A 20,023-nucleotide genomic window follows, 5' to 3' on the forward strand; every position below is an offset into this window, starting at 1 on the left:
GCTCAGTCACTCCCCTGCAGGTCGCTGTCCTCGGCGCGGGCGAGCCGCTCACGTTCGGCCCGCATGCTCTGGCGGGTCTGGCGGCGCTGGGCGCGCACCCTGCGGCGCAGCTCGCGCCACAGTTCGCGCTCGGCGGCCCGGTCGGCCCGGCGGTGCTCGCGCAGCCGCCGGCGGCCCAGACGGATGCGCCCGCGCAACTCCTGCACCTGCGCCGTCATGGTCTCCGCGCGATCACTGAGCCTGCGCATCGTCTCCTGTGACTGCTCGTCGACACCGCTCTCCTCGGCCTCGGCCTCGTAGCGGGCCAGCTCGGCCTGGGCGCGCGCGATCTCCGCCTTGATGCGGGCCTGCTCGGCCAGCTCCTGGGCGTCGGCCGCGGCGATGGTCGCCTGGAGTTCGGCTCGTTGGCGTCGGATGTCGGCCTGGAGCCGCCGCCGTTCGCGGACGAACCGGCGGCGCAGGGCGCGGCGGCCCTCGCCTTGGACGATCCGAAGGTCCTCGGCGTCGTCCTGGACCTCGTCGTTGCCCTCCAACTGCCAGCTCCGGTAGGCCATGGCGAGGAGGAAGGCGGTCACGCCGAGGGTGATGACGATGGCCGTCAGGATCATCGCCTGGGGCAACGGGTCGGTCATCCGCTCCGGTTCCGTGAACCACAGGACCGGCGGGCCGCCCATGGTCCCGGCCATGGCCAGGATCATGAGGTTCACACCGTTGCTCAGCATGATGAACCCGAGCAGGACACGACTGAGGCTGCGCTCCAGCAGGAGCACCACACCGACCGCGACGAGCACCCCGATCAGCAGGACGAGGGTCAGGCTGGGTGAGTCGTTCACGAGATGACCTCCTCGGCGGGCTCGGGGGCACCGGGCCCGGCGGCGGCCCGGGCCCGGGCGGCGTCCCGTTCGATCTGTTCGTCGATACGGGCGCCGAGGCTGCGCAGGATGTCCAGGATCAGACCGATGACCAGGAGGTACACCCCGATGTCGAAGAAGAGCGACACGGTCAGGTGCGGCTCGCCCAGGATCCAGAGGTCCAGGTAGAAGTCGCCGCCGGCCAGGACCTCGCTCCCGAAGATGGCCCCGCCCAGGGCGATGCCGGTGGAGATCGCCAGACCCGCGCCGATGAGCACGCCCGGTTGCACCCAGGCGGTGTTGTAGAGCTCGAAGCGACCGCCCGCCAGGTAGCGGACGATGAACGCCAGGCCCGCGACGATGCCGCCCGCGAAGCCGCCGCCGACCGCGCCGTGGCCGGTCAGCAGGAGGTACACCGAGATGATCATGATCACCGGGAACAGGAACCGCGAGACGACCTCGAAGATGACCGAGCGCCGCTCGGTGGGCAGCGCGTCGGCGCCCGGCAGCCAGGTGTGGTTCCACTGGGGCCTGATGTGCAGGTCGCTCGGGGCCATGGTCAGCCCGCCCAGGTCGATCCGGGCCCGCCCGCCGGAGGGCTGGGGGGAGGAGGTGACCGAGACGGCCATCACCCCGCCGGGGGCCTTGCGAGGCTGGGTGCGGCGCACGAACATCAGGCTGGCCACGCCGGCCGCCGCGGCGGCCAGCACCGAGATCTCGCCCATCGTGTCCCACGCGCGCACGTCCACCAGCAGCACGGAGACGATGTTGTAACCGCCGGCCTCCTCGGCCGCCGCCGGGTAGAGCTCGGCGATGGAGGGCTCCTTGCGCCCGGCGAGGGCGAACCAGCTCATGGTCGCCACCAGCACGCCCAGGGCGCCGCCGATCGCCAGGTTCCACACCCGCCGTCCGCGGAGCGCGGGTGACGAGAAGTGGGACGGGAAGCGCCGCAACACCAGGACGAACACCACCAGGCTGACCGTCTCGACCAGGAACTGGGTGAGTGCGAGGTCCGGTGAGCCCAGGATGTAGAAGAGCGCACCCACGCCGTACCCGCCGGTGCCCACGAGGATCACCGCGAACAGGCGGCGTCGCACGAACAGGGTCAACAGTGCGGTCCCCGCGATGATGACCGCGGGGATGACCTCGACGGGGGTGTCCCACAGGCGCACCGGCGGGTAGTCCCCGTCCCAGAGGGGTTCGGAGACGACCCACCAACCGGCCGCCACCACCAGGCTGACCAGGATGGTGCCGAGGTAGACCGGCAGCGAACCGCGCTGGGTGCCGCCGGTGACCTGGAGGGCCAGGTTCTCCAGGGAGGCGAGCATGCGCCGGTAGACGCGCTCCGGCTCGACGAACGACGTCCTGGCCCCCAGCCACACGACGGCGCCGCGGACCCGGAACAGGATCAGACCGCCGATGACGCACACCGCCGACAACAGCAACGGGAGTTCGAAGCCGTGCCACAGCGCCAGGTGCGTCTCGTAGGAGCCGGGCGCGAGCGGCACGGTGTCGGCGTAGCGGGCCAGGAGCGGGTCGACCAGGTGTGACAGGGGGCCGCCGATCAGGCTCAGCCCCGCCATGAGCGCGGCCGGGGCCAGGAACAACGGACCGGGGGCGTGTACCGGGGTGGGCGTCACCTCGGGCTTGTCGAAGAACGCCCCCCACAGGAAGCGCAGGCTGTAGGCGACCGTCAGGGTCGAGCCGACGACCATGCCGATGAGCACGAGGACGTCCGTCGCACCGCCGTGGGTGTAGGCGCCGAAGGCCAGTTCCTTGGCGGCGAACCCGAGCATGGGGGGCAGGCCGGCCATGGAGGCCAGGGCGATGACCGTCGTCCAGAAGGTGCCGGGCATGGACCTGCGCAGCCCCGAGAGCTCCCGCACGTCCCGGGTGCCCGTGCTGTGGTCGATGATGCCGACCACGAGGAACAGGGGGGCCTTGAACAGCGAGTGTCCGATGAGCATGGCGATGCCGGCCAGGGCGGCGGCCCGGGTGCCGGTGCCCAGCAGGGCGATGAGGAAGCCGAGCTGGCTGATGGTGCCGTAGGCCAGGACCAGCTTGAGGTCGTACTGGCGCAGTGCCTTCCATCCGCCGAGGATCATCGTGAGCACGCCGAAGAGCAGCGCCATCGAGGTCCACACGGCGGAGTCGGGGAACGCCGGGGTGAGGCGGGCGACCAGGTAGACGCCCGCCTTGACCATCGCCGCCGCGTGCAGGTAGCCGGAGACCGGCGTGGGCGCGCGCATGGCGGCGGGCAGCCACAGGCTGAAGGGGAACAGCGCGGACTTGGACATCGCGCCGATCATGATCAGGCCCAGCGCCACCTCGACGACGAGACCGCCCGGGGGAGCGGCGACGATCTCGGAGATGACGTAGGTCCCGGCGGCCTCGCCGAGCACGATCATGCCGACGAGCATGGTCAGCCCGCCGAACGTGGTCACGGTCAGGGCCGTCATGGCCGCACGGCGGCTCTCCTTCAGCTCCGTGCTGTGCCCGATGAGCAGGTAGGAGAAGACCGTGGTCAGCTCCCAGTACACGAACAGCTGGATGAGGTCGTCGGCCAGGACGAGACCGAGCATGGCCCCGGCGAAGGCGACGAACACGCCGGCGAACCGGCCGAGGCCGGGTTCGGAGTCGCTGAAGTAGCGGGCGCAGTAGACCAGGATCAGGGTGCCCACACCGGCGGCGATGAGCGTCATCACCAGGCCGAGGGCGTCCATGTACAGGCCCAGGCGCAGGGAGAACGCGGGGGCCCATGCCACGGAACCGGAGAGCGCGCCGCCGTTGAGGATCGTGGGGATCTGGAAGAGGGCCCAGACGGTGGAGACACCGGGCACGACGGCGAGTGCGAGGAACGCGTTACGGCCCCAGAGGCGGACCAGTAAGGGCGCGATCGCCGCCACGATGAAATGCGCGATCAGCACTGTTGTCAATGCGCCCCTCCCGGATCGGTCCGGGCCCGCCCTTGGTTTCGGGCGGACGTCCGCTGCCCCCAGCAGCAGACCGTTTCGCCCACAACCGGATGCGTGGACGGGGTGTCACTACGGTGTGAGGGGGCAAGGATCTACGTAATTTGTGTGCACAAGCTATTTAATAGTTAGACTACACAAACGTCAAACCACCGCGCGGACCCGACCCGGGCCCGTGACGCCCGCCCAGCCTGCAAGGAACGTTTCGTGTTCGACGAGACCACCGAGTCCAGCGCCGAGCGACTCCGTGCCGACGACCGCGGTGTCGAGCTCGAAGAGTTCCAGCGCGCCTGGACGGAACTGATCAACGCGGCGATCCACGCCCGTTCCCGGGGTGGTCACGGGCACCGGGGCGCGGAGGACCTCACCCTCACGCAGGCCCTGCTCATGGAGGCCGTTCGCGGGATGAACGGGCCCAGCGTGGGCGCGGTCGCCCATGTGGTCGGGGTCTCCTCGCCCTCCGCCACTCGCATGATCCAACAGCTCGAACGCAAGGGCATGATGGCGCGCCGTCGCTCCGAGCGCGATGAGCGCAGCACGGTGGTGACCATCACGGAGGAGGGTGAGAGAACGCTCGCCCTGCACCGCCGCGACATGGAGGCCAAGCAGCGGCGTGTGTTCGAGGCCATACGGCCGTCGCTGCGCCCCGTGGTGCTGGAACTCCTGCGCGACCTGCGCGACGCCATAGACGACACCTGAGAGACACCCGGGAATCGGGCCGGCTTTTCGGACCGGTTTCCTTCGCCTCTTTTCCGAGCCGTTCCGGTCTGCCCTGGGCAGATCTGCCCCAGGCCGAAACAGTGGTCCGGACGAGTGCCCGGGGCGCAGTGTGGGGACACGGCCGACGCGGACGAGGGATCCGCGTCACGGGCCGGAACGCGGAGGGAAACCCCATGCCGATGATCCACACCAGGGCCTCGGCCTCACACGAGGCCGAAGGCGGAGCGTTCGACGACCGGTTGTCCGCCCGCCTGCTGCGCAGTCGCGTCGTGATGCTCGGCACCCAGGTCGACGAGACCAGCGCGAACCGGGTCTGCGCGCAGATCCTGCTGCTCGCCGACGAGGACCCGCGCAAGGACATCACCCTGGCCGTCAACAGCCCCGGCGGCGTGGTCTCCGCGGGCCTGGCCATCTACGACGTCATGAACTTCGTGCCCAACGACGTGTCCACCCTCGTCATGGGTTTCGCGGCGAGCATGGGCCAGTTCCTGGCCTGCACGGGCGCGCCCGGCAAGCGCTACAGCCTGCCGAACGCGCGCATCATGATGCACCAGCCCTCCGGGGGACTCGGCGGCACCGCCGCCGACATCGCCATCCAGGCGGAGAACCTGGCGCACACCAAGCGGACCATGATCCGGCTCATCGCGCGGCACACCGGGCAGAGCGAGGAGACCATCGCCCGCGACCAGCACCGGGACGCCTGGTTCACCGCCGAGGAGGCCAAGGACTACGGGTTCGTCGACCACGTCGTCACGTCCGTCTCGGAGCTCGACGGATCCGGGATCCGCCTGGGCACGGGCGCGCCCGGGTTCGTGCGACGCGATGCGGAGGTCGTGCGATGAGCGGTCGCTACACGGTCCCGATGGTGGTGGAGCGCACTCCGCGGGGCGAACGGTCCTTCGACGTGTTCAGCCGGCTGTTGTCGGAACGGATCATCTTCCTGGGCACGCCCATCGACGATGACGTCGCCAACGTCGTGATGGCGCAGATGCTGCACCTGGACCACGAGTCCGCCGACACCGACATCCAGCTCTACATCAACTCGCCGGGCGGCTCCAACACCGCCCTGACCGCCATCTACGACACCATGCGCTTCGTTCGCGCCGACGTCGCCACGGTGTGCATGGGGCAGGCCGCCTCCGCCGCCGCGGTGCTGCTCGCCGCGGGCGCGCCCGGCAAGCGCCGGGCCTTGGAGCACGCCCGGGTCCTGCTGCACCAGCCCTCCGGAGAGGGGCAGGGCGTGGCAGCCGACCTGGAGATCCAGGCGGCGGAGATCCTGAGGGTCCGCTCCCAGGTGGAGGAGATCCTGGCCCGGCACACCGGGCAGACGGTGGAGCGGCTGCGCGCCGACACCGATCGGGACAAGATCTTCACCGCGCGGCAGGCCGAGGAGTACGGCCTGGTGGACACCGTCATCACCACGCGGGAGGTGGCGCCGGCCTGATCCGGGGCCGGTCGGTGACCGGGTTCCGGTGGCGGTCGCGACGCCCCGGTTCGCCGGAGGCCGCGCGAGGCGCTCGGCCGGGACCTCCCGGCCGAGCGCCCGGCCGGGTTCCCGGGTGGGTCACGAAGGTCCCTGGAATCCGTCGGGCCTCGCGGGCCCGACCGGTGGGGTCAGGCGGCCAGGGAGACCGAGAGCGCGGAGACCCGCGCGGTCACCCGTGGCGCGGCGGCCGGGGCGTGGGAACCGAGGCGGTTCCCGAGCGGACGTGGAGCCGCGATGATCGTGTCCCGGTACAGCTCGGCGAGCACGTCGGTGATGCTCAGCCCCAGGGAGCGGTAGACGGCCGCCAGGACCTCGGAGGAGGCCTCCTTGCGGCCGCGCTCGATCTCCGACAGGTAGGGGAGCGAGACCTGGGCGTCCTCGGCCACCTGGCGCAGGGTGCGGCCCTGTTCGACACGGGTGCGGCGCAGCAGGTCGCCGATGAGGTCGCGCATGAGGGGTTCGGGCGTCCGGTCGGCGCCACGGCGGGCCTCGTCCAAGGAGCGCAGGACATCGGTCATCGGGGCCTCCGGTCTGGTGCTCTGGGCGCACACGGTTCTGTTCCGAGCCTACGTCTCCCGGTTCCTCTCGCGGGAGGCCCGCGGACGGGCTTCTGCGGACGGCAGAACGGGCGGAAGGCGCTCGTGTGCCCGGATCGTCATCGGATTCCGGCTTCCGGACGTCGGGCCCGCTCGTTAGCCTGAGGACGGTCCGGGCGGCGGGCCGTCACCGAGGAGGTCCCGGATGAGTGCGAGCGATGGCGCCGATCAGCGGCGGAGATCGTTCGAACCGGAGTACGTCGGCGGGCTCGGCACCCGGTTGCGCGGGTGGATCTCCCTCGCGGTGTACGCCCTGTGCTGGATCGTGCTCGCGCTCCTGCTGGCGGTGGGGCTGCTCACCGGTGGTCTCGACATGACCTTCGTCGGTCTGCTGGGTTTCGTCGGCCTGTGCCTGCTGCTGGGGCCCGTACTGCTGTGGGCGATCGTCAAGCCGTTGAGCGCGCTGGGGCGCGGACTGTCCGAGTGGGGCGGGCACCGCGTCCTGTGGGCGGTGCTCCTCGGCGTGATCCCGGTGGCAGCCCTCGTCGGAGCGCTCTGGTCCGCACGCGACGCGAACGCTGGGCTGGGCGCCGCACTGATCGGAGCGGTGACGCTCCTGCCGATGCTCGCCGCCTACGCGGCCCTGCGCCCGGCGGGCGAGGTGCGCCGCAGCCGGTCGGGACGCCTGCTGTGGGCGATCCTCCTCACCGCCACCGGACTGGGCGACGTTCCGGCCGGGGGCGGTCCACGGCCCACGCACCGGCGCGCCGACCTCGACGAGCACGGGGAGTACCGGGGACCTCGGGCCGACCGCGGCGCCTCATGGCCGCACCGTCAGGGCTGACCCCGGGTTCACGGAGGAGAAGCATGACCTCCAAATGGTCATAAAAGGTTCTTTCTGTGCTGTTGTGACGATGATTCGACACTCTGTTATGGGGAAGGGGTGAGAACGTCCGACCGTAGGGAGGAATCTTGGAGATCACCGGAATCATCAGCGCGATCATCGTCGGCCTCATCATCGGCGCGCTCGGCCGACTCGTCGTGCCCGGGAAACAGCACCTGCCGATCTGGCTGACCCTGCTCCTGGGTATCGTGGCGGCCTTCCTCGGAGGCTGGATCGCGAGCTTCTTCACCACCATGTGGCTGATCGTCCTGATCGTTCAGGTCCTGGTCGCCGCAGCGATCATCTACCTCGCCGACGGGATGTACGCCAAGAACGCCAGGGGGGCCGCCACCTAGGAGACGGCCCACCGCCTTTCCGCTCAGGCCACCGGGGACGCCTCGGTGGCCTTCCCCACGTCCACGGTGCGCCCCTCGCGCAGGGCGACCTCGGCGGTCTCCAGCACCGCCACCACCTCACGTCCGAACCGCACGTCGAGGGGGTCGCCGGGAGTCCCCGCCACCTGGGCGAGCAACCGGTCGATCGCCACCTGGAAGGCCGACACCGCCGTCCGGTCACCGTCGGGCACCGACACCCGGCCCGCCTCGCCGTACAGGACCACCTCGAAACCCTGCGCCCGCTCCGGTGCGTCCAGGGTCACCGCGAACGTGCCGACGGCACCGCCCCGGTGCCGGGTGAGCAGGTGCACGGTGTCGCTGGGCCCGGCCATCGCCGCCACCGCCTCGACCGGGCCCAGCACCGGCAGTACCACCGACAACACGTGCGGGCCCACGTCCCACAGGCCGCCCTTCTCCCGGCGCCAGGGGGAGGCGCCGTAGGGGTTCCCCGGTGTGAAGATCGACGCGAACAGGGTCGCCCGCACCCCCTGCCAGCCGCCCTCGGCGGCGGACTCGCGCACGAAGGCGTCGATCCCGTCGGAGAACCGGTTGGTGAAGAACACCATCGACGCCAGCCCGCGCGCCTCGACCTCGGTGACGACCGCGTCGGCCGCGGCGGTCGTCAGCGCCAGGGGCTTGTCCAGCAACAGGTGTCTTCCGGCGCGCGCCGCCCGCAGCGCCAGTTCCGCCTGCACGTCCGGCGGCAGGGCGACGGCCACCGCGTCCACGTCCGCGAGGAGCGCGTCGACATCGGTGTAGGTCCGCGCCCCGAACCGGTCGGCCACCGCACCGGCCTTCACCGCGTCGCGCCCCCACACCCCGACCAGTTCCGCGTCGGGATGGGCGGCCAACGCCGCCCCCTGCGTCTCGGCGGCCCAGTGGCCGGTGCCCAGCAGCCCGAACTTCAGACCCATGCGCGCTCCCTCGTCTCGTGATCGGTCCCATTCTCCATGGAAGCGCTCCCGGTCGAAGGGGGAGGGGCCGCCCCACGGGAGGGCGGAGGGGCGGAACGGAGCGCTCCTTCGCGCTCGTGGCGGAACCCGCGCGTGCCCCCGCCGTGTCCACCGGGCGCGGGCGACGAGGGAGGGCACCCCCGAACGAGCCGACGAGCACGACGTGGCACCCGTGATCCCGGCGTCCGCTTCGCCGGGGGTCACCGAACACCATGTTCAGTGCGTCCGGCACAGCCGCCGGGCCCCGGCGGAGGGGACGGTGGCGAAGAACGCGGGTTCGGCGAACCCCCGGTCCGCGTGGACCGCCCGGACGGCGTCGGCGCACGCATCGGCCCGACCGGCCTCGACGAGGGCGATCACGCACCCCCCGAACCCGCCTCCGGTGATGCGCGCGCCCAGGGCCCCGGCGGCGAGGGCGGTGTCCACGGCGGCGTCCACCTCCGGAACGCTCACCTCGTAGTCGTCGCGCAGGGACACGTGCGAGGCGGTGAGCAGCGGTCCGATCGCGGACACCTCACCCACCCGCAGCAGCGCGACCGCTTCGAGGACCCGGGCGTTCTCCGTCACCACGTGGCGCACCCGGCGTCGGGTCCGCTCGTCGGGCAGGGCGGCCAGCGCTCCGGGCAGGTCGGTGACGTCGCGCAGGGCGCTCACCCCCAGCAGGCGGGCGGCCTCCTCACAGGTGCGACGCCGTTCGGCGTAGGCGCCGTCCACCAACCGGTGCGGGGCGCGGGTGTCCACCACCATCAGGGTGAGCCCGTGCGCGGCGGGGTCGAAGGGCACGTGTTCGGCGATCAGGGTGCGAACGTCCAGGAACAGGGCGTGCCCCTCGCGGGCCAGCATCGACGCCGACTGGTCCATGATCCCGCAGGGCATGCCCACGAAGTCGTTCTCGGCCCGCTGGGCCAGGCGGGCCGTCTCCTCCCGGGCCGGGGGAGTGTCACCGCAGGCGGCGAGCAGGGTGGCGCACACCAGGGCCGCGGAGGAGGACAGGCCCGCGCCGGCCGGGATGGTCCCGTCCACGTACAGGTCCAGGCCGCCCCCGGGGCGCCCGGAGTCGGCCAGCGCCCACAGCGCGCCCGCCGGGTAGGCGGCCCAGCCGGTCACCGTGCCGGGGGCCGGGAGGACGTCGGCGTCGAAGGCCCGGTCGGTCTGACCGGAACGGAACCGCAGTCGGCCGTCGTCGCGGGGGGAGGCCGCGGCGGTCACGGCGTGGGGGAGCGCGACGGGCAGTACGAACCCGTCGTTGTAGTCGGTGTGCTCGCCGATGACGTTGATCCGCCCGGGTGCCCGCCACACCCCGGCCGGAGCGTACCCGAACGCCTCGCGGAACCCTCGCACCGCCCTGGCCGCCCCGCTTCCCGCGTACCCGGTGGCATCGGCGCCGGGCGACTTCACGGCGCGGACTCCCGGAGCCGACGGGCGATGGTCTCGGGTGTGACGTCGTTGATGAAGACGCCCATGCCGGATTCGGCCCCGGCAAGGTACTTGAGCCTCCCGGGGGCGCGCCGTACCGAGAACAGCTCCAGACGCAGCCGGGACAGGTCGCGGCCCTCGCGCACCGGGGCCTGGTGCCAGGCCGCGATGTACGGCAGCGGCATCCCGAAGAGCGCGTCCATGCGGCGCAGCACGTCCAGGTACAGCGGTGCGAGGTCGTCGCGTTCGGCCTCGGTGAGGGCGGGCAGGTCGGGGACCGGCCGGTGCGGGTACAGGTGCACCTCCACCGGCCAGCGCGCAGCCGCCGGGACGAACGCGGTCCAGTGCTCACCACGGGCCACCACCCGCAGCGCGGCCTCGCGTTCGGCGCGCAGCACGTCGGCGAACAGGTCGCCGCCGGTGCGTTCGCGGTGGGCCCGCGCCGAGTCGAGGATCCTGCGGGTGCGCGGGGTGACGAACGGGAGCGCGTAGATCTGTCCGTGCGGGTGGGAGAGGGTCACCCCGATCTCCGGCCCCCGGTTCTCGAAGCAGAAGACCTGTTCGACCCCCGGCCGCGCGGACAGCGCCCGGGTGCGCTCCGTCCACGCCTCCAGGACCGTCCGCGCCCTCCGGGGGGTGAGATCGGCGAAGGAGGCGCGGTGGTCGGGGCCGAACACCACCACCTCGCAGCGCCCCGCGCCCACCCGCCGGGAGCGTTCGACCTCGCCGATCGCGTCCAGGGTCCGACCGTCATCGGCCACCAGGGACGCGAAGCGGTTCTCGAACACCACCACGTCGTAGTCGTCGGCGGGGATCTCGGTGGCGCGGTCGGCCGTCGAGGGGCACAGCGGGCAGGCGTCGTCGGCGGGCAGATGGGTGCGGTCCTGGCGATGGGAGGCGATGACCACCCATTCGCGCAGCAGCGGGTCGAAGCGCATCTCCGATGAGGCGGTGACCGGGGGCAGGGCGCGTCGATCGGGCGCGGGGACGCGGGGCGGGGCGTCGCCCTCGTCGAAGTAGACGATCTCCCGGCCGTCGGCCAACCGTGCCGAGGTGGTGCGGATCCGGTCCGCGGCGGTCCGGCTCACGACCCGTTCCCCTCTCCGTGGCGGGCCCCGGCGACCACGAGGCGGTCCACGTGGTCGGCGAGCACGGCGCGGGCCCCCGGGTCCAGTCCGTCGTCGGTGACGAGTACGTCGCAGCGGTCCAGGGGGGCGATGGTGCTGATCCCGACGGTGCCCCATTTGCTGTGGTCGGCGGCCACCACGAGCGTGGCGGACGCCTCCACCAGCGCCCGGTCGGTCTCGGCCTCCATGAGGTTGGGGGTGGTGAATCCGGCGCGCTCCTGCATACCGTGCACGCCCAGGACGAGGACGTCCAGGTTCAGTCCGCGGATCGAGGCGAGCGCGAGCGGTCCCACCAGCGCGTCGGAGGGGGTGCGGAAACCACCGGTCAGCGCGACCGTCCGGTCGGGGCGTTCGGCGCGGTGGAACACCTCGGCCGCGCGCAGGGAGTTGGTGACGACCGTCAGGCCGGGGACGTCCACCAGGTACTCGGCGACGAGGGCGGTGGTGGTCCCGGCCGACAGCCCCACGGCTCCGTGCGGGGGGACGAGTTCGGCCGCGGCACGGGCGATGGCGTGCTTCTCGTCCGCCTGACGGGTGGCCTTGGCGGCGAACCCGGGTTCCTCGGTGCGGACCCCGTCGGAGGCCACGGCCCCGCCGTGCACCTTGCGCAGGGCGCCCCGGGCCTCCAGGACGTCGAGGTCGCGGCGGACGGTCATGTCCGACACGGCGAGGCTCTCGACCAGGTCGGCGACCCGGACGCCGCCGGCACGCCGGATCCGGTCGAGGATCAGCTCCTGTCGTTGGGCGGCGAGCATCGGCTCCCCCGAGGTGGTTGATGGAAAATGTTGATTCCTGTGGGAGACGGTGCACTATGGGTCGGCCGGGTGTCAATATCCCCGAGGAGATCGATTCCACTGGGGCGGGCGTGTCGGAAAAAGTTCGGATCCGTTGACAGGGAACGAGGTGCGCCCGGAGCATGTGGGACGTGACCGCCCCCCACGAGTCCGGAGGACACCCCGTGCCGCACGACCTCCCGCGCCCGCCGGACGGCGCCCCCCGGACCATCGCCCTGCGCGCGGCGGGGACCGCCCTGGTGCTCGGCGTGCCCGACACGGGGCTCCCGTACGTCCTGCACTGGGGCGCGGACCTGCCCGAGATCGATGGGCTGGCCGCGACCGCCGTGCCGACCGTCCCGCACAACAGGATCGACGAGCCCCTCCCGTTCTCCCTGCTCCCCGGCCAGGGGGAGGGCTGGGCGGGACACCCCGGCCTCTCCGGGGACCGGGACGGCCGTGCCTCCCATCCCCGCTGGCGGGTCGAGGAGGTCGTCGTCGACCCGCTGCCGGACACCCCGGTCGGCGGACGCCTGACCTTCACGGCCGTGGCCGAGGCCGCAGGACTCGAACTGCGCGGCGAACTGCGCGTGGAGGCCGACGGGCTGGTCAGGATTCGTCACGAGGTGACCAACACCGGAGAGGGCGTGTGGAGCCCCGCCGCGCTCCACGTGTTCCTGCCGCTGCCCCGGGAGGCGGGGGAGGTGCTCGACCTCACCGGGCGATGGTGTCGCGAACGCTCCCCGCAACGCAGGGAGTTCGCCCAGGGCACGCTGATGCGGGCCGCCCGCCGCGGTCGCACCGGACACGACGCCACCCTGTTCCTGGTCGCGGGGACACCCGGGTTCGGATTCCGGCGGGGCGAGGTGTGGGGCGTGCACGTCGCCTGGAGCGGCGATCACGTCCATCTGGCCGAACGACTGCCCGAGGGCGCCGGACAGGCCGACGCCGCACTCGGCGGCGGCGAACTCCTCCACCCAGGCGAGGCGCGCCTGGGGCCCGGAGAGTCCCACCGCACCCCGTGGGTGTGCTTCTCCTGGTCGGACGAGGGACTGGACGGGATGTCGGCGCGCGTCCACCGATGGCTGCGCGCCCGCCCCCACCACCCGTCGTCACCGCGACCGGTGGTGCTCAACACCTGGGAGGCGGTCTACTTCGACCACGATCTCGACGCCCTGAAACGGCTCGCCGACACCGCCGCCCGCATCGGGGTGGAGCGCTTCGTGCTCGACGACGGCTGGTTCCGCGGTCGCCGCGACGACACCGCCGGCCTGGGCGACTGGACCGTGGACCCGGGGGTGTGGCCCGAGGGACTGCACCCGCTGTTCGACCACGTGCGCTCTCTGGGCATGCAGGTGGGGCTGTGGGTGGAGCCGGAGATGGTCAACCCCGACTCCGACCTGTTCCGAGCGCACCCCGAATGGGTCCTGGGCCCCGCGGACCATCCGCCCCGGTCCTCCCGCCACCAGCAGGTCCTCGACCTGGGGCGCCCCGAGGTCGCCGCACACCTGCTGGAGCGGTTGGACGCGCTCGTCACCGAGTACCGGCCGCACCACCTGAAGTGGGACCACAACCGCGACCTGCTGGAGGCCGTCCACGGACCCACCGGCGGGGCGGGCGTGCACCGACAGACCACGGCCGTCCACGACCTGCTGCGCCGGTTGCGGGCCCGCCACCCCGGACTGGAGATCGAGTCGTGCTCCTCCGGCGGCGGCCGTGTGGACCTGAGCGTGCTGGAGCACACCGACCGGGTGTGGGCCTCCGACGTCAACGACCCGCTGGAACGATTGTCGATCCAACGCTGGACGGGTCTGCTGCTGCCGCCCGAACTGGTGGGCGGGCACGTCGGCGGACCGGTGTCGCACACCACCGGACGCGTCACCGACCTCACGACGCGCTGTCTGACCGCGCTCATCGGCCACCCGGGGATCGAATGGGACATCACCGGATGCACCGAGGCGGAGCTGGGAGCACTGACCCGTTGGATCGCCCTCTACCGAGAACTGCGGCCCCTGCTGCACTCCGGCGACCCGGTGCACGCCGACGATCCGGATCCCGCCGAACAACTGGACGGCGTCGTCGCCCGTGACGGCACGGAGGCCGTCTACCGCTACGCCCGCCCGACCTCCTCGGTCCGCACCCACCCGGGCCGGGTCCGCCTGCCCGGATTGCACCCGGGCCGGCGCTATCGCCTGCGGTGGCGCCAGGACGTCGGTCGGCCCACCGCCACGCAGCACTCGCCACCGGAGTGGTTCGTCAAGGGGGAGTCGATCGTCTCCGGTCACGTGCTGACCCGGGTCGGCGTCCACCTCCCCAACCTCGACCCCGGCCAGGTGCTCCTGCTCCACCTCACCTCCGCCTGACGCCGGTCGGCCCGGGGGGTGGGGCCGACGGTGCGGGTCAGACGCCCGGGGAACGCGTGGTGATCGAGGCGAAGGGCGCGTGGGTGGTGAGGCGGTGCTCGATGCCCTCGCGGACCATCCGTTTGGCGGTGGCGGCGGCCACGCCGACCTCGGCGCCCTTGGCCAGCTCCGCCGTGATCGCCGCCGCGAAGGTGCACCCCGCGCCGCTCACCCTCTCCTCACCGATCTTGGGAGCGCGCAGCACGGTCACCTCCTCGCCGTCGAAGTGCACGTCCACCGCGTCCGGTCCGGGCAGCTCCACGCCGCCCTTGGCGATCACGTGCGACGGCCCCAGGTCGTGGATGCGCCGAGCCGCCTCGATGAGGTCGTCGACGGTCTCGATGGTCTCCATCCCCGCCAGGGTCATGGCCTCGAAGTGGTTGGGCGTGATCACCGTGGCGAGCGGCAGGATCTTCTCGGTGAGCGCCTTGTCCGTATCCAGTGCCGCACCCGCCTCCTGTCCCTTGCAGATCAGTACCGGGTCCAGCACCACGTGCCGCCACTCCCGTGCCCGCAGGCCCTCGGCGACCACGTCGATGGTGTCGGGCGTGCCGAGCATCCCGATCTTCACCACGTCGAGGTCGTGGCAGGCCGTGGCCGCCTCGATCTGGTCGGCGATGACCTGCGGGGCGATCGGCACGAAACGGTGCCCCCACCCCTCCTTCGGATCGAAGGAGACGATGCAGGTGATCGTCCCCGTGCCGTAGACGCCCAGTTCCTGGAAGGCCCTCAGATCGGCCTGGATGCCGGCGCCCCCCGTGGCCTCCGAGCCCGCGATCACGTACGCGCGATCGGTCATCGGGCACCACCCCCCTCGTGTTCGTCGTGCTCTGGTCGCGGCCCGGGACCCTCGGACGAGGAGACGGTCCCGCGGCCTCTGGACAATTGCACCACGAACCGCGGTCGAAGGGACGTCGTCCACAGGCCGGGGTGGATCAGAGGTCGGCGAGGAGGTCGTCACCGACCGCGTATCCGCTGTCGTAGGCCCCGTCCACGGTGTTCTCCCCGGTGACCGCCTCGCCCGCGAAGAACAGGGTCCGGTCCACCGACGCGGCCAGCGTCGCGGGCGCGTCGTGCGCCCCCGGCGGAACGTGCAGGTAGGCGCCCCGGCTGAACACGTCGGCCGTCCAGTCGTGGGTGGTGCGCCCCACCGGCGCGGGCGGTGGCCCGCCCAGCGCTCCGGACAAGGCCCGCAGCCCCTCGGCGAACCGGTCGGCCGGCTCCCGGGCGAGCAGGTCGCGGGCACCGTCCCCGGCCGTCCACACCGTGACCACCTCCGGCTCCCGGGACACGCTCCAGAACACGAAGCCGTCCCCGCCCAGGCTGTCCCGGTCGGTGGGCATGACCGGCCGGTCGAACCGGTACAGCAGCTTGACCGCGTCGGTGGCCGTCAACGCGGCCACGGCCTCCCGGTGTCCGAGGGGCAGACCGGGCTCGAACCGCACCGTCCCCGAGCGCAGCACCCCGATGGGCAGCGCCACCACGCACCGACGCGCCCGTACCGGCGTGCTCCGCCCGGCCACCCCGATCTCCACCCCGGCCGGACCGCGTCGGACCAGCCGGACCGGGCTGCGCAGCATGATCCGCGGTCCCGCCGCCAGCGGTTCCAACAGCCGGTCGTACCCGTCCACCACCCGGAAGTCCTCCCGGGGGGCGCTCCACCAGTCGAACACCCCGGTGGCGTGGATCCACCGCGCGCTCCACCGCTCCAGGGGCTCCCCGTCGATGGCCACCGGCGGCCAATCCTCCTCGGGCACGCCCAGCCTGCGCAGGTACGTCGCGGCGTCCTCGTCACCTCGGGGAGCCCGTGACACGTCGATGGCCGGCGCTTCCGACCAGTCGGCGCGCATCCGCTCCGTCCGCGCCCCCGTCTCCTCCACCAGTTCCCACGTGGACACGTCCGCCCCGTGGATCAGACCGGCGCCCGACTCCACCGGCACGGGCGCGAAGGCCCGATCGGTGAACACCTGCCCGCCCACCCGGTCGCGCGCCTCCAGCACCACCACGCGCAGACCGTGGTCGAACAGATGGCGCGCGGCGGCCAGCCCGGCCGGCCCCGCCCCGACCACCGCCACGTCCCACTCCGGTGGCGTGTCGGGGTACGACGTCGAGGCGGACAACAGCGCGCCGCCGCCCAACGCCAGGAAGGCGCGGCGGCTCCACCGGGGTTCGCCCGAGGCGGGGGAGAAGGGCATAACGGATATGAGAGCACGCCCGTCGTCCGCGCGCGCACGGGGTGCGCGCGTTCGGAGCCGGCCATGGTCCAGACTCGGGCACGAGAGCACATCGATACCCCGAACCGCACCGGTTCACGAGGAGTCACACAGCGCATGTCCGAGACACAGACCCCTGACCGCCTCCGTCCCGACATCGTCGAACTCGTCCTGGAGGCGTTCGCCCGGGTGGACATCACCGCCGAGCGCCGGTCGCCCACCCTGGTGCTGATCCACCTCCCCGGCGCCGAGCCCTTCACCAAGGACTTCTCCGACGCCGTCGAGCAGGCCCGCTCCTACCCGGTCGAGCAGTACCCGGACATGGCCGAGCAGGTCGCACTGGCCATGATGCGGGCCTTCCGCGAACGCGACATCCCGCTGGGCACCCACTACCCGCCCCGCTCCGACGATCACGGGCGCGCCGCCCTCGTCGCGGTGCTCCGACAGTTGGGGCTCGACGCCCGGTTCGAGACCCCCAAGGTCCTGAGCCTGCCCCTGTCGGACGGGCAACGGGTCACCAGCGACGTCAGCGACTACCTGGCGACCGTCGAGGGCGTCCCGATCGATGACGCCTTCGACAAGGCCGGTCCCTTCGCGAAGGCCGTCGCGGACCAGATCCGGCGGATCGTCCCCCAGGACGAGAGCTCCGAGGCGCGGTGGCGGGTCCGTCTCTACCCGACCACCGCCTTCCCCGAGGAGGTGTGGGACGCCCTGCTCTTCCGTGAGTTCGCTCCCGGACTGCGCGAGACCGTCGTCATCGACACCCCCGAGAGCGTCCAGCCGCTCGACCGTTCCGTCCTGGAGCGCATGGGCCGCACCGAGGAGCAGGTCCACACGGAGGCGATCGCCCGCTCGGTGGCCGAGGAGGTCGAGGCCAGCGAGGTGGAACTCGGCGGCGTGGCGATCATCCACATCGGCGGAGCCCAGCCCTACACCTCCGCCCAGGCCCACGTCCTGTCCCGCCACCTGGGCGAGGCGCCCCACGGCGCGCTCGTCGCCTTCCCCGTGCCGCAGGTGATCCTGGCCAACCCGTTGGGCAAGGGCGACCCGATCATGGCGATGGACCGACTCCAGGAGCTCGCCGAGCGGTTCGTCTCCGACGCGGACCGGCCGATCAGCGCCCAGCTGTTCTGGTGGCACCCGGATTCGGCCGCGCGGGCCGAGGGCGGGGTGCCCGACCTGCGCCCGGTGGGAGTGGAGATCGACCACGAGGAGCGGTCGGTGTCGCTGTACACCTCGGACGAGGAGTTCGGTCCGATGCTCGACGGGTTGACGGGGCAGGGCTGAGGGACCTCCCCGGTGTGGCCGGATCCGGCCGCACCTCCGCTCGCCATCATAAAAATATTTCCGTATTATTTTTTTCATGGCACGGACGGCTGATCACGAACGGCGGCGGCACCAGGTCGCCGAGGCCCTCATGGCGACGGTGGGGGAACGAGGGCTGGCCCGGACCACCCTCGCCGACGTCGCCGACCGGGCGGGCGTGTCCGTCGGACTGGTACAGCGCTACTTCCGGTCCAAGGCGCAACTGCTGCGCTTCGGCGTGGAGCACATGTACCACCGCGCCGAACAGCGCCTGCGCGAGGTCTCCGCCGGCCCGCAGCCCGTCACCTCGGTGCGCGACCGGCTGGACCGGGCCACCGAGACCCTGTTGCCCCTCGACGAGGAACGGGTCCGCGAACTCACCGTCTGGCTCGAATTCCTGCCCGCCACCCTGGCCGACCCGGAGATGGCGCGCATGCACGGGGAGGCCACCGGCGCCCTCCTCGACGCCCTCTCCGAGGCGCTGGAGATGGCCATCGACCAGGGTGAACTCCCCGAAGACCGCGACCCCCGGGCCGAGGCGCGCGCCCTCGTCGCGTGCGTCGACGGACTGACCCTGCATCACCTCGTCACCGGTGAGGCCTTCGACGCGGAGACGATCCGCGCCGCCCTCACCACCCACCTCGACCGGCTCTTCGCGGACCCCGAGAGCCCCTGAACCCCCGAACCCCTTGGCCCCCGACTCCGAAGACGGTGATCATGACCTCCCCGCCCGACGGCACCGGTGTGCCCGAACCCTCCGCGGCCCCGAGCGCCCCCGCCGCCGAGCCCCCGGTCACCCCCTCCCGACGCCTGCCCCTGCTCGACGTCCTGCGCGGTGTCGCGATCCTGGGCACCCTGGCCACCAACGTGTGGCTGTTCACCGCGCCCGGCGGTGAGGCCAACATGCTGTTCGGCGAGGAGCTGAGTCCGTTGGCCGCCGCCCTGGCCGACCCCTCCCCGGGCACCGTCACCCAGGGCGTCCTGCTGCTGTTCTCCAACGGCAAGTTCCTGGCGCTGCTCACGCTCCTCTTCGGAGTGGGCCTGGCCATCCAGTACCGGTCCGCCGAGCGGAGGGGGGAACGCTGGCCCGGCCCCTACACGTGGCGGGCGCTGTTCCTGTTCGTCGAGGGCCTGGTGCACTTCACCCTGGTGTTCGCCGCCGACGTCCTCATGGGCTACGCCGTCACCGCCCTCGTGGTGGCCTGGCTGCTCACCCGCTCACCACGGGTCCGGAACGCGGTGATGTGGTGCTCGGCCGCCCTGCACCTGGCCGTGATCGGCCTGCTCACGGTCGCGTTGGCGTACCTGCCGCAGCCGGGCGCGCAGTCGGCCGACGGCGGGGTCCCCACCGAGGTCGTCGACCTGTACGCGCACGGCACCTACCTCGAACAGATCGCGTTCCGTTTCGACAACGCGCTCGCGATGCGCTCCGAACCGATCATCACGTTCGCGTTCATGGTGTGCATGTTCCTGCTGGGGGTGCGCCTGTTCCGGGCCGACGCCTTCGAAGCCGGTGAGACCGGGCGGCGGCTGCGCGACCGCCTGCTCGTCTGGGGGCTCGGAGTGGGCGTCCCCTTGAACCTCGCCACCGCGCTGGCCGGACCCGAGTGGTTCTTCGTGGAGCGCTATGTCGCGGCTCCCGTCGTCGCCCTGGGCCTGGTCGGCGCGATCGGGTGGCTGGTGGACCGGGCGGACCCGGCCGGGTGGGGGATCGTCTCCCTGTCCTCCCTGGGGCGTGTGGCGATGACGGGTTACGTGGCGCAGAACCTCATCTGCGTGCTCGCCTGCTACGGCATCGGTCTCGGCCTGGCCGCCCGCTTCGCCGACACCGGACCGTGGTGGGTGATGGGGCTGTGGGCGGCGGTCTCCGCACTGCTCCTGATCGGTTCCACCCTGTGGCTGCGCCGGTTCCGGCTCGGGCCGTTGGAGGCGTTGCAGAAGGCGGTGCTGGGCCGGATCCCCGCCCGCCGCCGCTGAGGCCCGGTGGTGTG

Annotated in this window: 18 protein-coding genes; 9 read left to right on the forward strand and 9 right to left on the reverse strand. The window is 72.2% G+C overall.

The genetic code is table 11. From position 1 onward, the window contains the following. Nucleotides 1-2: 2 nt before the first annotated feature. Both RM479_RS01765 and RM479_RS01770 read right to left on the reverse strand, forming a co-directional pair. On the reverse strand, nt 3-833 hold the full coding sequence (locus RM479_RS01765; protein WP_311509937.1) for a Na(+)/H(+) antiporter subunit C: 831 nt from the start codon (nt 831-833) through the stop codon (nt 3-5). Next, nucleotides 830-3,778 carry a Na+/H+ antiporter subunit A gene (locus tag RM479_RS01770; protein WP_311510409.1) on the reverse strand — a complete coding sequence of 983 codons (2,949 nt, stop codon included), beginning with the start codon at nt 3,776-3,778 and terminating at the stop codon, nt 830-832. Before RM479_RS01770 ends, RM479_RS01765 begins: the two co-directional genes overlap by 4 nt. Nucleotides 3,779-4,030: 252 nt before the next feature. On the opposite strand from RM479_RS01770, the gene RM479_RS01775 reads away from it, so the two are divergent. The 3 genes from RM479_RS01775 to RM479_RS01785 all read left to right on the forward strand — a co-directional run bounded on the left by RM479_RS01775 (nt 4,031) and on the right by RM479_RS01785 (nt 5,987). Beyond that, nucleotides 4,031-4,522 carry a MarR family winged helix-turn-helix transcriptional regulator gene (locus RM479_RS01775; RefSeq protein ID WP_311509938.1) on the forward strand — a complete coding sequence of 164 codons (492 nt, stop codon included), beginning with the start codon at nt 4,031-4,033 and terminating at the stop codon, nt 4,520-4,522. A gap of 200 nt (nt 4,523-4,722) precedes the next feature. Next, a complete protein-coding gene (locus tag RM479_RS01780) occupies nt 4,723-5,385 on the forward strand; it encodes a ClpP family protease (RefSeq protein WP_397221291.1) in 663 nt (220 codons plus the stop codon). Then, on the forward strand, nt 5,382-5,987 hold the full coding sequence (locus tag RM479_RS01785; protein WP_274810124.1) for an ATP-dependent Clp protease proteolytic subunit: 606 nt from the start codon (nt 5,382-5,384) through the stop codon (nt 5,985-5,987). The genes RM479_RS01780 and RM479_RS01785 overlap by 4 nt, the downstream gene beginning before the upstream one ends. Before the next feature lie 170 nt (nt 5,988-6,157). On the opposite strand, the gene RM479_RS01790 is transcribed toward RM479_RS01785, so the two are convergent. After that, nucleotides 6,158-6,547, reverse strand: a complete 390-nt coding sequence (locus RM479_RS01790; protein ID WP_274810123.1) for a helix-turn-helix domain-containing protein — start codon at nt 6,545-6,547, stop codon at nt 6,158-6,160. A 223-nt stretch (nt 6,548-6,770) separates the two neighbouring features. Here RM479_RS01790 and RM479_RS01795 point away from each other — a divergent pair, with 223 nt between their 5' ends. Together RM479_RS01795 and RM479_RS01800 are read left to right on the forward strand one after the other, a co-directional pair. Next, nucleotides 6,771-7,409, forward strand: a complete 639-nt coding sequence (locus tag RM479_RS01795) for a hypothetical protein (RefSeq protein ID WP_311509943.1) — start codon at nt 6,771-6,773, stop codon at nt 7,407-7,409. 128 nt (nt 7,410-7,537) lie between these two features. Next, the gene (locus RM479_RS01800; protein WP_311509944.1) at nt 7,538-7,804 is read left to right on the forward strand and encodes a GlsB/YeaQ/YmgE family stress response membrane protein; all 267 of its coding nucleotides are present in this window, start codon (nt 7,538-7,540) and stop codon (nt 7,802-7,804) included. Between the two features lie 23 nt (nt 7,805-7,827). Here RM479_RS01800 and RM479_RS01805 read toward each other — a convergent pair whose 3' ends face one another. The 4 genes from RM479_RS01805 to RM479_RS01820 form a co-directional block, all read right to left on the reverse strand. After that, on the reverse strand, nt 7,828-8,757 hold the full coding sequence (locus RM479_RS01805) for a Gfo/Idh/MocA family protein (protein ID WP_311509946.1): 930 nt from the start codon (nt 8,755-8,757) through the stop codon (nt 7,828-7,830). A 255-nt stretch (nt 8,758-9,012) separates the two neighbouring features. After that, the gene (gene galK, locus RM479_RS01810; RefSeq protein ID WP_311510410.1) at nt 9,013-10,137 is read right to left on the reverse strand and encodes a galactokinase; all 1,125 of its coding nucleotides are present in this window, start codon (nt 10,135-10,137) and stop codon (nt 9,013-9,015) included. A gap of 53 nt (nt 10,138-10,190) precedes the next feature. Continuing rightward, a complete protein-coding gene (gene galT, locus RM479_RS01815) occupies nt 10,191-11,276 on the reverse strand; it encodes a galactose-1-phosphate uridylyltransferase (protein WP_311510411.1) in 1,086 nt (361 codons plus the stop codon). A 20-nt stretch (nt 11,277-11,296) separates the two neighbouring features. Further along, nucleotides 11,297-12,094, reverse strand: a complete 798-nt coding sequence (locus RM479_RS01820) for a DeoR/GlpR family DNA-binding transcription regulator (protein ID WP_311509948.1) — start codon at nt 12,092-12,094, stop codon at nt 11,297-11,299. A 203-nt stretch (nt 12,095-12,297) separates the two neighbouring features. Between RM479_RS01820 and RM479_RS01825 the strand changes: the two genes are divergently transcribed. Further along, entirely contained in the window at nt 12,298-14,475 is a 2,178-nt protein-coding gene (locus RM479_RS01825) for an alpha-galactosidase (RefSeq protein ID WP_311510412.1), read from the forward strand. A 37-nt stretch (nt 14,476-14,512) separates the two neighbouring features. On the opposite strand, the gene thiD is transcribed toward RM479_RS01825, so the two are convergent. Both thiD and RM479_RS01835 read right to left on the reverse strand, forming a co-directional pair. Next, the gene (gene thiD / locus RM479_RS01830) at nt 14,513-15,313 is read right to left on the reverse strand and encodes a bifunctional hydroxymethylpyrimidine kinase/phosphomethylpyrimidine kinase (protein WP_311509949.1); all 801 of its coding nucleotides are present in this window, start codon (nt 15,311-15,313) and stop codon (nt 14,513-14,515) included. Nucleotides 15,314-15,449: 136 nt separating this feature from the next. Further along, nucleotides 15,450-16,709, reverse strand: a complete 1,260-nt coding sequence (locus tag RM479_RS01835; protein WP_311509950.1) for a flavin monoamine oxidase family protein — start codon at nt 16,707-16,709, stop codon at nt 15,450-15,452. A 135-nt stretch (nt 16,710-16,844) separates the two neighbouring features. Here RM479_RS01835 and RM479_RS01840 point away from each other — a divergent pair, with 135 nt between their 5' ends. From RM479_RS01840 to RM479_RS01850, 3 genes are all read left to right on the forward strand, one after another. Then, nucleotides 16,845-18,014 carry a hypothetical protein gene (locus RM479_RS01840; protein ID WP_311509952.1) on the forward strand — a complete coding sequence of 390 codons (1,170 nt, stop codon included), beginning with the start codon at nt 16,845-16,847 and terminating at the stop codon, nt 18,012-18,014. A 76-nt stretch (nt 18,015-18,090) separates the two neighbouring features. Beyond that, on the forward strand, nt 18,091-18,708 hold the full coding sequence (locus RM479_RS01845; protein WP_311509954.1) for a TetR/AcrR family transcriptional regulator: 618 nt from the start codon (nt 18,091-18,093) through the stop codon (nt 18,706-18,708). Nucleotides 18,709-18,749: 41 nt separating this feature from the next. Continuing rightward, the gene (locus RM479_RS01850; RefSeq protein ID WP_311509955.1) at nt 18,750-20,009 is read left to right on the forward strand and encodes a DUF418 domain-containing protein; all 1,260 of its coding nucleotides are present in this window, start codon (nt 18,750-18,752) and stop codon (nt 20,007-20,009) included. Nucleotides 20,010-20,023: the final 14 nt, after the last annotated feature.

The sequence above is a fragment of the Nocardiopsis lambiniae genome (genome assembly GCF_031845465.1).
Classification (GTDB): Bacteria; Actinomycetota; Actinomycetes; order Streptosporangiales; family Streptosporangiaceae; genus Nocardiopsis; species Nocardiopsis lambiniae.